The organism is Vreelandella halophytica (assembly GCF_968193635.1).
In genome coordinates this window covers 3,849,219-3,860,807 of record NZ_OZ309107.1, presented here as the reverse complement: position 1 = coordinate 3,860,807, position 11,589 = coordinate 3,849,219, and the positions used below count along the sequence as shown (strand labels likewise).

Here is an 11,589-nt window from a genome sequence, read left to right as displayed (position 1 = left end):
TCATCTCACCATCAGTTGAAAACGGCCGCCTATTGTAGCGCCCAAAGAGCCGGTTATCCACACGTGCAAGGGGCACTTTTCGGCCTGTGGACAACTTGCGATGAGCTTTTGGGACAAGTCGCGTAGACGCTGCGGATAAACCATCCACAGGGGCTTTTTTACCCGGTCGTCCACACCTGCCACACACCTTACAAGCCGCTTTTCTACGGCTTATGCACACATTTTTTATGCCTATAACAGGTTGTTTATAAAAAAATAAAACCACTTATCCACAAATAGTATCCCCACTATTAATAACAACAGGTTTTAAATAACTTCATTAGTAATAGTAGTTGCGTCAAAGGCGTTCATTAAAGGCATGTTACGAGCCGTTAGCGCATATTTAGCGTTTTTTGTGCGCAGAAAAATTGCACCGCGGCGCCGAAGTCTCTACAATTTCCGGTCTTGAATTGGATCTCCCCGGCTAGTTCCTCACTGGACCGGGTCGTTTGGAATTCACTTTCGTCCTAAACCACGTGGGAATAACGAGTTATGAAACGCACTTTTCAACCCAGCGTTCTTAAGCGCAAGCGCGCGCATGGCTTCCGTGCTCGTATGGCAACCAAAAATGGCCGTGCTGTCATTACACGCCGTCGCGCCAAAGGCCGTAAGCGTCTGAGCGCCTGATTTCGGATTGCGTGTGTCGCATCAAGGCTATCCCCGGAGTTTACGTTTACTGAACGCCGGGGATTTCAGCTACGTATTTGAGCAGGCAGACCTGAAAGTCCATGGCAAAGGTATGATGGCGCTCGCACGCTTCAATACCCGAGGTCATCCTCGCGTTGGACTGGTGGTCAGCAAGAAAAACGTCAAGCGTGCCGTTGACCGTAACCGCTTCAAGCGTCTCGTTAGAGAATCCGTTCGGCTTCGCCAACACCGCTTACCCTCTGTGGATATAGTGATATTGGCCAAGCGCGGTGTTCAGGATATCGATAATGAAACACTTTACCGCCAGCTACACGGCATGTGGAAACGACTCCAGCGCGACGCTTTGGCAGCACCACCGCCTCCCCCGCTTGCTAACGCTACGCATGGCGCTTGATCACACACTCCGCCGCTCGGCCTCGGCCTGCCTTATGGCAGGCTTTCGTGTGTCTTGGGCCGAGTAAATGACGCCGCGCCATTAGCATGTTCACCACCCATCGGGCAGAACCCTCATGGACGTAAAACGACTTTTATTGCTGATTCCACTGGCTGTACTGGCCTATCTTCTAGTGATTCAGTGGAATCAGGACTACGGGCAAACCAGCTACGACTCGACGCCGGAAATCACCCAGCGTGAAAGTACCGGGGCCAACACCGAGTCGACCAACGATGACTTGACCGTACCCAGCACCGGCGCCCCCCAGGGTAGCGCCAACGAAGAGATGCCGACGGAAGCGGCCGGTGAGTCCGAAGGTCGCGACTTCATCGCCGTCACCACCGATGTACTCGATGTACGTATCGACCCCTACGGCGGGGATATCGTGTTCGCCGCCCTGCCCCAGCACAAGATGACCCTGGACTCCGAGCGCAACTACGTGCTGCTCTCGGACAACGCCACGCGCAGCTACGTCGCGCGTTCGGGCATTCAGCTGGACGGCCAGGCAAGCCGTATCGCCTTCACGCCGGAGCGCAACGAATACCGTCTGGGTAACGACGAGCAGACCCTCGAGGTCGACATGACCGCCGAGGTCAACGGCGTCGACGTCACCAAGCGGATGACGTTTGAGCGCGACAACTACGCGGTGGACGTCAGCTACTTCGTGGCCAACAACACCGAGAACCCGGTCAGCGCCCGCTTTATCGGCCAGCTTGCCCGGGACAACAGCCCGGACCCCTCCAGCGGCGTCACCCTGGGCATGAACTCCTACATGGGTGCGGCGTACTCCACGCCGGACACGCGTTACGACAAGATCGATTTCGACGACATTCAAAGCTCGAGCTTTGAAAACCGCGAAGCCGAAGGCGGCTGGATTGCGATGATCCAGCACTACTTCGTTTCGGCCTGGGCCCCGTCGCAGAATCAGCAAAACCTCTACTACGTCACCACCGACGCACGCGATCGCAACGTGGTGGCCTTTGCCGGCCCGACCAGTAACGTTGCCGCCGAAGGCGAAGCGACGCTGGGCGCTACGCTCTACATGGGCCCCAAGGTGCAGGACTACCTGGAACAGGTCGCGCCCAACCTGCAGCTCACCGTGGATTACGGCTGGCTCTGGTTCATCGCCAACCCGCTTTTCTGGCTGCTGGACCATATCCAGGACATCGTCGGTAACTGGGGTTGGTCGATCGTACTGCTGACCGTACTGGTCAAAGCCGTGCTCTTCCCGCTCTCCGCCAAGGCGTACAAGTCGATGGCGCGGATGCGCAAGCTCGGCCCGGAGATGCAGCGTCTCAAGGAGATGTACGGCGACGACCGTCAGAAGATGTCTCAGGAGATGATGAAGTTCTACCAGAAAGAGAAGATCAACCCGCTGGGCGGCTGTCTTCCGATTCTGGTTCAGATGCCGGTGTTCATCGCGCTTTACTGGATGCTGCTGGAGTCCGTTGAGTTGCGCCACGCGCCGTTCATGTTCTGGATTCAGGATCTCTCGGTGAAGGATCCCTACTTCATCCTGCCGATTTTGATGGGCATTTCGATGTTCGTTCAGCAGATGCTCAACCCGACGCCTCCCGATCCCATGCAGGCGAAGATCATGAAGATGCTGCCCATCATCTTTACCTTCTTCTTCCTGTGGTTCCCGGCAGGCCTGGTCATCTACTGGGTGGTCAACAACATCATCTCGGTGGCGCAGCAGTACTTCATTACCCGGCGCATCGAGAACGACCCCAGTGTCGGTAAAGGGATGCGAACCAAGTAATCGCCCCCTCGCTTGACTCACCAGACCCCCGCCCTCGTGCGGGGGTCTGGCGTTCAGGGCCGGACAAATTCACAATACCGCCATTCATCCAGGAGGCGTGCCATGGCACAACGACTTTATACCCAGGACACGATCACCGCCCTTGCCACCCCGCCCGGGCGCGGCGGTGTCGGCATCATTCGCGTCTCCGGGCCCGCCTGCGGCGATATCGCCCGTGCCATCCTGGGGCGCTACCCGGCCCCGCGTTACGCCCACTACGGCGCCTTTCACGGCGAAAACGCCATCATCGACGAAGGTGTGGCGCTCGTATTCGAAGGCCCGAACTCGTTTACCGGCGAAGACGTGCTGGAGCTTCAGGGCCACGGCGGGCCGGTCATCATGGATATGCTGCTCGAGCGCTGCGTGGCCCTGGGCGCGCGCCTGGCGCGGCCTGGCGAGTTCTCCGAGCGCGCCTTTTTGAACGACAAGCTCGATTTGGCCCAGGCCGAGGCGATCGCCGACTTGATCGATGCAACCTCGCGCTCGGCGGCCCAAAACGCCGTACGTTCGCTTCAGGGCGAGTTCTCCAACCGGGTCGCCCAGCTCGTCGAGCGCTTGATCGCCCTGCGGGTCTACGTGGAAGCCGCCATCGATTTTCCCGAAGAGGAGATCGACTTTCTCGCCGACGGCCACGTGGCCAACCGCCTCACAGAGGTCCAGCAGTCGCTTTCTGAGGTGCGCCGCGCCGCGGGCCAGGGCGCGCTTTTGCGCGAGGGCATGAGCGTGGTGATCGCCGGGCGGCCCAACGCGGGTAAATCGAGCCTTTTAAACACTCTGACCGAGCAGGAAACGGCGATCGTCACCGAGATCGCCGGCACCACCCGGGACGTGCTGCGCGAGCATATTCACATCGACGGCATGCCGCTACACATCATCGACACCGCCGGGCTTCGAGACACGCCAGATGCAGTGGAGAAGATCGGCGTGGCCCGCGCCTGGGAGGAGATCGAGCGTGCCGACCGGGTGCTGTTGATGGTGGACGCCTCGACCACCGAGGCCACGGACCCCATGGACATCTGGCCCGAGTTCGTCGCCCGCCTGCCGGATCAGAGTCGCCTGACGCTGGTGCGCAACAAGATCGATGAAAGCCAGGAAGACGCCGGGCTAGACGACGCCACCGCCACGCCGACGCTGCGCTTGTCGGCGAAAACCGGGGCGGGTGTGGATAACTTAAAAACCCACCTGAAAGACGTGATGGGCTTTGCCGCCACCACCGAAGGGCGCTTCTCGGCCAGGCGGCGCCACCTGGACGCGCTGGACCGAGCCATGGCGGCACTGGACAACGGCCGTGCCCAGCTCGAAGGCATGGGCGCCGGCGAGCTGCTCGCCGAGGACCTGCGCGACGCTCAAGCCTCGCTTGGCGAGATCACCGGCGAGTTCAGCGCCGACGACCTGCTGGGTGAGATTTTCGGCAGTTTCTGTATCGGCAAATAGCGGGGCTCACCACGCAAGCGGCGCCCCCGTATAATCGATGAAACGCTGTTCGAGACAGTCGGAGTGAGTGTTCACTACGTCGACGATACCCTTTACGCTCTCCTCAACGGAGACCGGCGCGTCGTCGCCGCCCATCCCGGTTCTCACCCAACCCGGGTGGATATTGAGCACGCCCACCCCGGCGGGCTGTGCCTGGTGACGAGCGAAGCCGCGGGTCAGGCTGTTCAACGCCGCCTTGCTTGCCCGGTAGAGTTCGCGGTCGCCCTCTTCGTTGAGGGCAACGCTCCCCATGCGCGAACTGATAAAGGCAATGCGGCCCTTCTGGCGCATATGGGGGAGTAGCGTGCGCGCCAGGGTGACCGGCGCGGTGGCGTTGATCCAAAAAAGCTCGGCCAGCGCCTCGCGGCTGACACGTTCGGCGCGCTGGTGCTCCGGCCCCATGACCCCCGCCGCGATCAGCAGCAGATCGATGGGGGACTTTATATCCAAAGCACCAACGCTCGCCGGGTCGGCGAGGTCAACGTGGACGATGTCGAGCTTACCCGGGAAGCGCTGACCCAGCGCGTCCAGCGCCTCGGTGGAGGCACTGGGGCGAACACCCGCCGCGACCTCGAAGCCCTGGGTTAGTAGCTCGCCCGCCAGGCCAAGGCCGATCCCGCGCGAGGCGCCGATCACTACGGCGCGCTGAAGGTTGCTCATTGTCTGCTCCTTTTAATCGTCTCATTCACGCGATAGATCACGCCGACTCGGCGGCACCGGCCGTATAAGCGCCGCCCTGCTCTTTTTGGCTCGCCAGCCAGCAAAGCACGAGCGCCAGCGCCCCGCAAATCGCGATGGTCGCGGGTAGCTGGGCGGGGCTGACGGTGGTCAGGCTGACCGCGAAGCCGACCAGGGCGGAGAGCAGGTACTGAAGCACGCCCATCAGCGCCGAGGCGACGCCGGCGGGTGAATCCGCCGCGTTCATGATCAGCGCCATGACGTTGCCGAACACCATGCCGAGCGAGGCGATCGCAAGCCCGAGGATCAGGCTATAGGTGAGCAGCGTCGGTGCGCCGAGCGCATTGACGCACCAAAGCGCCGTGCCTGCCAGGGTATAGATCGCCGTACCGGCCATCATCACACGCCAGGCCGACCACTCGCGCTTGATCAAGGCATTACTGACCGCACCGCCCAGCACCAGGCCCACCGAGTTGGCGGCGAAGAGCTGGCTGTACTGGGTCGACCCCAGGCCGAAGTGCTCCATGAACACGAAGGAGGAGCCGCTGATGTACGAAAAAAACGCCCCCATCACCAGGCCGCTCGCCACGCTATAAAGCATGAACACCGGCTGGGCGAACAACCGGGCGTAACCCTTGACGATACTCGCTGCACTTAGCGCCACGCGCTGCTCTACCGCCAGGGAGTCGGGAATGCTCACAAGCCCCCAGACAAGGCCGACCGCCCCCAGAGCCGCCATGGCCCAGAAGATCAGATGCCACTCGGCGTAGATCAAAATGAGCCCGCCCAGTACTGGCGCGACGATCGGCGCCACCATCATCACCTGCATGAGAATTGAAAACTTCTGCGCCGACTCCTTGAGCGCATAAACGTCATCGATGATCGCCCGCGGCGCCACCAGACCCGCCGCCGCCCCCAGCGCTTGAAGAAAACGCGCGGCCAGCAGTGTTTCAAAAGAGTGGGCGAGCGCGGCCAGGACAGAGCCTGCAATGAAAACGCCTAGCCCGATCAGAAGCGGCCAGCGCCGCCCGAAACGATCCAGCAGCGGCCCGTAGATCGCCTGGCCGACCGCCAGGCCGATCAAAAAGATCGCCAGCGTCTGCTGGATATGGCCGGCGGAAACGCCGAGATCCTCGGCGATATCCGGCATGCCGGGCAGGTACATGTCGATCGCCATGGCGTCGAGCGCGGTGATCAAGGCCAGCAAAATGAGCAGCCCGGTGCCGATGGCCTTGACGGGCGGTTTGGTGGGGGTCGTCATGACGTTGTACTCATCGAATGGCGAAGGGTCAGGGAGTCTTCGAAAATGTGCATCAACGCTTCGAGGCGGCGTTCACTAAGCGCGGCGGAGGTATAGATCAGCTTGACCTGCAGACTGTCCACGATGCCCAGATACGCCAGAGCGAAGCGCTCCGTCTGTGTTGGTGATAGCGGGGTTTGGGCCTCGCCCCAGCGCGCAAGCCGGTCCAAAAAGGCGTCTTTCAACTGCGCAAGGTAGGCTTCGTGGAGCGCGTCGATCCGCTCGGCAAGCGCAAGCGGCGGCATGTAGCTTACGCGCAGAAAAAAGCGTAAATGAGCGGTCTCGCCAAAGCGCTGCACCAGCGCCTGGCAGTAGCCCGAGCCGGGAAGCACCTGGGCGCCTTCGCCTTCGAAGCACTCGCTGGCGAAGGCGCGCTCGGCGTCGAGCGACTCCTCGAAGGCGGCCATGAAAAGCGCCTCCTTCGAGGCAAAATGGGCATAAAGCGAAGCCTTGCGAATACCGACGGCCTCGGCGATGGCGGAAAGCGAAGCGCCGTCGTAATTAGCCTCGGCGAAGTGCGCCACCGCCGCCGACACGATGCGCTGGGTAGCCTTTGAGCGAGCCATGAAGTGCCTCGTAAGCGAGCTGAGTAAGAGCGGCGCAATATACTACCTACCGGAAGGTAGGTAAAGTTTTCCAGCACGGCTTATCTTCATTTCCCCACCACGTCGGCACAAAAAACCCCGCCAGGCGCTGGCGGGGTTTGGTCAAAACACAAAACGGCGAATAGGGTGACTCCCCGGGTAACGGCTTCATGCCCCGGGGCAGTGAAACGGAGCTAGTCCCCCCAGACCTCGCGAGCGACGCGAACCACCAGCTCGAGCTTGGCCTGCTGCTCAGCCTCGGTGATCGCGTTACCCTCTTCGGTAGAGGCAAAGCCGCACTGAGTGCTCAGGCAGAGCTGCTCGAGCGGCACGAACCGGGCCGCCTCATAAATACGCGCCTTGATCGCCTCCGGGTCTTCGAGCTCACCGGTTTTGGTCGTCACCAGGCCAAGCACCGCCTTCTGATGGCCGGGCTTGATAAAGCGCAGCGGCTCGAAGTCGCCGGCCCGGTCGGAGTCGTACTCCAAAAAGAAGGCGTCGATATTCACCGAACCAAACAGCAGCTCGGCGACCGGCTCGTAGCCGCCCTCGGAGATCCAGGTCGAGCGGAAGTTGCCCCGGCAGACGTGCATGCCCACCACCAGGTCAGAAGGCTTGTCCGCCAGCGCCTCGTTGATCACCCGCGCGTAGGTTTGCGCGAGTTCGTCCGGGTCTTCGCCGCGCTCGATGACCTGGGCGCGCTGCTCATCAGAACAAAGATACGCCCAAACGGTATCGTCGAGCTGCAGGTAGCGACAGCCCGCGGCGTAAAACGCCTGAATCGCGTTCTTGTAGACCTGGGCCAGATCGTCAAAGAAGTCGTCGATGTTCGGATAGGCGTCCTGGCTTACAACGTTACGCCCGCCGCGAAAGTGCAGCACGCTGGGGCTTGGGATGGTCATCTTGGGCGTGGCGCCGTCGCTGATGCTGGCAAGGTACTTGAAGTCCTCGAGCATCGGGTGCGCGCCAAAGCCAAGCTTTCCGGTCACGCGCACGTTGCGCGATTTGGTCTGCACGCCGGAAAACTGGATGCCTTGTTCTGCGTCGTAGCCTTCCACGCCTTCGAGGGCCTCGAAGAAGTCGAAGTGCCACCAGGCGCGACGGAACTCGCCGTCGGTGACCACCTTCAAGCCGCACTGGCACTGCTCGGCGACGGCGTGCTTGATCGCCGCGTCTTCTATTTGACGCAGGTCGCTTTGGCTTTTTTCACGGGCGTTCTTGATCGCCGCCGGGCGCAGCAGGCTGCCGACGACATCGGCGCGAAAAGGGGCTTTATGTTCGCTCATCGTACTCTCCTGCTCTGTTTGAGTGTTTCTCGATGCCCCCATGCTCGCGCAAACCTGGCAGGGACAAAAGTGATCTTTTCTTGATCCTGCGTGAATCATTTTAATAGTGCGATCAGCAGGCCGTACGCGGGCGCTGCCTTGCCCTTTTCACCCCGAGCCCACCTTCCACACAGAGCACCGCCACGGCAAGCCAAATGGCAGCATAGGTTGGCCACTCGTTCGCGCTGACCGACTCCCCCATCCCTAGCGCCACCACGAACAACAGCAAAGGCTCGACATAGACCAGCAGGCCGAAAAGGCTCAGGTTGAGAAGCGGCGCCGAGAGCGCCTGAAACACCAGCGCCAGGGCGCTTAACAGCCCAAGGCCGAGTACCAGGCCAAGCGGCGCGATGCTGGCGGCGCCGAGCACCTCCCCGCCTTGAACGATGAAATAGACGCTGACCGGCAGGGCCAGCAGCATATCGAACCAGAGACCACCAATGTGGTTGGTATCGGTTACCCGGCGCAGCCAGAAATAGAGCGGATAGCCAAGGCTCACCAGAAGCGTTGGCCAGGCAAGCGCCTGGGAGAACAGCAGCTGATTGAGCGCCCCCGCCAGAGCGAGCAGGCTAGCGAGCGTCTGAAAGCGCGACAGGCGATCCTTGAAGGCCAGACGGCCAACGATGACCATGGTGATCGGCATCAGAAAGTACCCAAGCGACACCGCAAGCCCTTGGCCATTGCCCGGCGCCCACATGAAAAGCCACAGCTGGAGCGCAAGGAGCGCCGCGCCGAGTAATCGGGTTGCCCAGAAGTAGCGCTCGGCCTTGAGCCGTCGATAAACGAGCGCCACCTGCCCACCATGGCCGCGCACCAGAATAAAAAACGTCAGGCAGGGAAAGGTGAGCAGCATTCGCCAACCGTATATTTCCCCACCATCGAGCGTATCCAGCAGCGACGTATAGGCGAACAGAAGCGCGAAAAAAAGCGAAGCCGTCACGTTCAAGACGACACCGAGCGCCGTGTTAGGGGCGGTTTGCATAAAGCGTATCCGGGCCAGGCAGTGTCGCGGTACTTTATTGCATCGGATACGATAAAGGCGCTCGAATTAACGCCTTATATTGATAAATTTTCTCACCGAGTGATCAGCATGGCCCTGGACGACTACGACCGTTCTCTACTCAAACATTTACAGCAGGAGTGCCAGACGCCGCTTCGCGAACTGGCCGAGGCGGTGCATCTCTCCACCGCTTCCGTACAGCGGCGCATTCAGCGGCTCAAAAAGGAAGGCTACATAAAAGCGAACGTGGCGGTACTCGACCCGGACAAGCTGGGTCAGGTGATCACTATCTTCGTAGAAGTACGCGCGGACAAGACCCACGCCGCGGACCTGGACGCGCTGAAAGCCCGCTTCTCCGGCCCGGAGATCCAGCAGTGCTACTACGTCACCGGCGAGGCGGACTTCATGCTGGTGTTACTGGTCCCCAGCATGCGCCGCTTCCAGCAAATCTGCGATGCGCTTTTCCACGAAAACCCCAACGTTAAGTGGTTTCGCACCCTGGTGGCGCTGGACCGGGTCAAATCGACCCTCGAGGTCCTTTAAACATCCCGCGAACGGCTCGTTTACTCCGCTACCAGCCACTGCGCCTGGTAGCGGCTCTCCTTGCCCAAAAGCGGGGTAATCTTGTTCATGGCCCCCTTTAGATGCTCATCGAGCCCCCAAGGCGGGTTGATCACCAGCATGCCGCTTGCGTACATGCCGTGGTTCTGGCCGGCGGGGGCGCGGTGTAGCTCGCTACGCCATATCTTGCGCACGCCGCTGGCCTTTAACGTCTCCAGCAGCGTGTGGTGATGCCCCGCCGGAAGCAGTGGATACCAGATCATGATGACCGCGTGGCGGGCCTTTTCGAGGGTTTGAATCACGGCGTCGGCCACCTCGCGGTACTCCGCTTTTTGCTCATAGCTTGGGTCGATCAATACGCAAAGCCGCGGCGTTTTGACGGGCACGCGCTTTTTGAGCTCCTCCAAACCGTCGCCATTAAGGCGCTTTGCCGCCGGCGGTAGTGCCTGGGCGTCGAGTTCGGCGTGCTCCCCCGGGTGCAGCTCGCAAAGGCGCAGCGCGTCTTGCTCGCGAAGCCGCTGGGAAAGCCACCAGGGCGAGCCCGGGTAGTGGCTCAACGGGCCACTTTTTGGCTGGATCGTCTGGATACGCGCCAGCCATTCCTTCAAAAGTGGCTCGTCGAGCTGCTCCCGCGCCTGCCAGAGAGGCACGACGCCCTCGCGGTGTTCTTCGAGCTTCAAGGCCTCCCTGGTATCCAGAGGGTAAAGCCCTCGACCCGCATGAGTATCTATATATGTAATGGCGCTTTCTTTACGTAATAGATAGCCAGTGACGGCGTAAAGCGTAAGGTGCTTGTGGACATCGGCAAAGTTGCCGGCGTGGTAGGCGTGTTGATAAGAGAGCATAGCGGTTCACAACGCGGTGTAAAAAAGCCCGCTATCAAATAATAGCGGGCTCGGATTAAAGGCCTTGGCCGGGGCGTTTGAGCCTACCGGCCTACCGGAGCATCAGCTGTTTAGTAGCCGCTGCCCTGGCCCTGCTGGCCCTGCTGGCCCTGCTGGCCCTGCTGGCCCTGCTGGCCCTGCTGGCCTTGCTGACCCTGGCCGTTACCGGTGGGTGTCAGGGTAATTTCAACGCGGCGGTTCTGCGCGCGGCCCTGGTCGGTGTCGTTGGTGGCCACCGGTTGATTGGCGCCGTAGCCGCGGGTATTAAGACGCGACGAAGAGACACCGTTTTGGCCCAGGTAGCTGCCGACCGCCTGCGCGCGGCGCTCGGAGAGGCGCTGGTTATAGTCCGCATTACCGACGCTGTCGGTGTGGCCGGCGATATTCACACGGGTATCGGTGTACTGGTTAAGCACCCCCGCCACTTCGTTGAGCGCGCTGCGTGCTTCACCGGTAAGCTCGGAAGAGTCGAAGCCGAAGGTTACGCTGCTGGGCATGTTGAGGACGATATCGTCGCCGCGGCGGTCGATTTCGATCCGCGAGCCCTGCAGGCTTTCGCGCAGCTGATTCTCCTGGCGGTCCATATAAGCGCCGACACCGGCACCGGCGGCGGCGCCCACGGCGGCGCCGATCAAGGCACGGTCGCGGCGGCTGGTGGAGCCATCACCGGAAAGCGCGCCGGCCGCCGCCCCTACCGCGGCACCAATACCTGTTCCCATACCGGTGCTGGAGCGCTGCGATTGGCCACCGTAAGGGTCAGAGGAAGCACAGCCGGCAATTAACAGGGCGGCGGCTACCGGGGTCAGCAGTCGAGAAATACGCATCACTCACTCCTTAAAAAACTCATTTGATTAACCAGGCTG

General features: G+C 61.0%; 12 protein-coding genes. 5 read left to right on the top strand and 7 right to left on the bottom strand.

The window, feature by feature from the left end; translation table 11 throughout:
* Window positions 1-531 precede the first annotated feature (531 nt).
* The 4 genes from rpmH to mnmE all read left to right on the top strand — a co-directional run bounded on the left by rpmH (window position 532) and on the right by mnmE (window position 4,355).
* Window positions 532-666, top strand: coding sequence for a 50S ribosomal protein L34 (gene rpmH / locus ACWHXT_RS17900; protein WP_447530481.1), 135 nt, complete (start codon window positions 532-534; stop codon window positions 664-666).
* A gap of 13 nt (window positions 667-679) precedes the next feature.
* Complete coding sequence (rnpA, locus tag ACWHXT_RS17895) at window positions 680-1,081, top strand: ribonuclease P protein component (RefSeq protein WP_447956811.1); 402 nt, start codon at window positions 680-682, stop codon at window positions 1,079-1,081.
* 115 nt (window positions 1,082-1,196) lie between these two features.
* A complete protein-coding gene (gene yidC / locus ACWHXT_RS17890; protein ID WP_447956810.1) occupies window positions 1,197-2,882 on the top strand; it encodes a membrane protein insertase YidC in 1,686 nt (561 codons plus the stop codon).
* 102 nt (window positions 2,883-2,984) lie between these two features.
* Window positions 2,985-4,355 (top strand): tRNA uridine-5-carboxymethylaminomethyl(34) synthesis GTPase MnmE, encoded by a 1,371-nt coding sequence (gene mnmE, locus ACWHXT_RS17885; RefSeq protein WP_447927534.1) that lies wholly within the window; start codon window positions 2,985-2,987, stop codon window positions 4,353-4,355.
* 6 nt (window positions 4,356-4,361) lie between these two features.
* On the opposite strand, the gene ACWHXT_RS17880 is transcribed toward mnmE, so the two are convergent.
* From ACWHXT_RS17880 to rarD, 5 genes are all read right to left on the bottom strand, one after another.
* The gene (locus tag ACWHXT_RS17880; RefSeq protein ID WP_447956809.1) at window positions 4,362-5,054 is read right to left on the bottom strand and encodes an SDR family NAD(P)-dependent oxidoreductase; all 693 of its coding nucleotides are present in this window, start codon (window positions 5,052-5,054) and stop codon (window positions 4,362-4,364) included.
* Between the two features lie 37 nt (window positions 5,055-5,091).
* Entirely contained in the window at window positions 5,092-6,333 is a 1,242-nt protein-coding gene (locus tag ACWHXT_RS17875) for a multidrug effflux MFS transporter (protein WP_447956808.1), read from the bottom strand.
* Window positions 6,330-6,938 (bottom strand): TetR/AcrR family transcriptional regulator, encoded by a 609-nt coding sequence (locus ACWHXT_RS17870; protein WP_447956807.1) that lies wholly within the window; start codon window positions 6,936-6,938, stop codon window positions 6,330-6,332. The genes ACWHXT_RS17875 and ACWHXT_RS17870 overlap by 4 nt, the downstream gene beginning before the upstream one ends.
* A gap of 212 nt (window positions 6,939-7,150) precedes the next feature.
* Entirely contained in the window at window positions 7,151-8,242 is a 1,092-nt protein-coding gene (locus tag ACWHXT_RS17865; RefSeq protein ID WP_447956806.1) for a cobalamin-independent methionine synthase II family protein, read from the bottom strand.
* Window positions 8,243-8,354: 112 nt separating this feature from the next.
* Window positions 8,355-9,263 (bottom strand): EamA family transporter RarD, encoded by a 909-nt coding sequence (gene rarD / locus ACWHXT_RS17860; protein ID WP_447956805.1) that lies wholly within the window; start codon window positions 9,261-9,263, stop codon window positions 8,355-8,357.
* Window positions 9,264-9,371: 108 nt separating this feature from the next.
* On the opposite strand from rarD, the gene ACWHXT_RS17855 reads away from it, so the two are divergent.
* A complete protein-coding gene (locus tag ACWHXT_RS17855) occupies window positions 9,372-9,824 on the top strand; it encodes an Lrp/AsnC family transcriptional regulator (RefSeq protein WP_447956804.1) in 453 nt (150 codons plus the stop codon).
* Window positions 9,825-9,844: 20 nt separating this feature from the next.
* Here the strand turns inward: ACWHXT_RS17855 and ACWHXT_RS17850 are convergent, their stop codons facing one another.
* Both ACWHXT_RS17850 and ACWHXT_RS17845 read right to left on the bottom strand, forming a co-directional pair.
* Complete coding sequence (locus tag ACWHXT_RS17850) at window positions 9,845-10,687, bottom strand: 23S rRNA (adenine(2030)-N(6))-methyltransferase RlmJ (RefSeq protein ID WP_447956803.1); 843 nt, start codon at window positions 10,685-10,687, stop codon at window positions 9,845-9,847.
* Between the two features lie 110 nt (window positions 10,688-10,797).
* The gene (locus ACWHXT_RS17845; RefSeq protein ID WP_447956802.1) at window positions 10,798-11,550 is read right to left on the bottom strand and encodes an OmpA family protein; all 753 of its coding nucleotides are present in this window, start codon (window positions 11,548-11,550) and stop codon (window positions 10,798-10,800) included.
* Window positions 11,551-11,589 lie beyond the last annotated feature (39 nt).

Coding starts and splice junctions, on each gene's coding strand:
- rpmH (WP_447530481.1), top strand. CDS start 532: ATGAAACGCACTTTTCAACCCAGCGTTCTTAAGCGCAAGCGCGCGCAT.
- yidC (WP_447956810.1), top strand. CDS start 1,197: ATGGACGTAAAACGACTTTTATTGCTGATTCCACTGGCTGTACTGGCC.
- mnmE (WP_447927534.1), top strand. CDS start 2,985: ATGGCACAACGACTTTATACCCAGGACACGATCACCGCCCTTGCCACC.
- ACWHXT_RS17880 (WP_447956809.1), bottom strand. CDS start 5,054: ATGAGCAACCTTCAGCGCGCCGTAGTGATCGGCGCCTCGCGCGGGATC.
- ACWHXT_RS17875 (WP_447956808.1), bottom strand. CDS start 6,333: ATGACGACCCCCACCAAACCGCCCGTCAAGGCCATCGGCACCGGGCTG.
- ACWHXT_RS17870 (WP_447956807.1), bottom strand. CDS start 6,938: ATGGCTCGCTCAAAGGCTACCCAGCGCATCGTGTCGGCGGCGGTGGCG.
- ACWHXT_RS17865 (WP_447956806.1), bottom strand. CDS start 8,242: ATGAGCGAACATAAAGCCCCTTTTCGCGCCGATGTCGTCGGCAGCCTG.
- rarD (WP_447956805.1), bottom strand. CDS start 9,263: ATGCAAACCGCCCCTAACACGGCGCTCGGTGTCGTCTTGAACGTGACG.
- ACWHXT_RS17855 (WP_447956804.1), top strand. CDS start 9,372: ATGGCCCTGGACGACTACGACCGTTCTCTACTCAAACATTTACAGCAG.
- ACWHXT_RS17850 (WP_447956803.1), bottom strand. CDS start 10,687: ATGCTCTCTTATCAACACGCCTACCACGCCGGCAACTTTGCCGATGTC.
- ACWHXT_RS17845 (WP_447956802.1), bottom strand. CDS start 11,550: ATGCGTATTTCTCGACTGCTGACCCCGGTAGCCGCCGCCCTGTTAATT.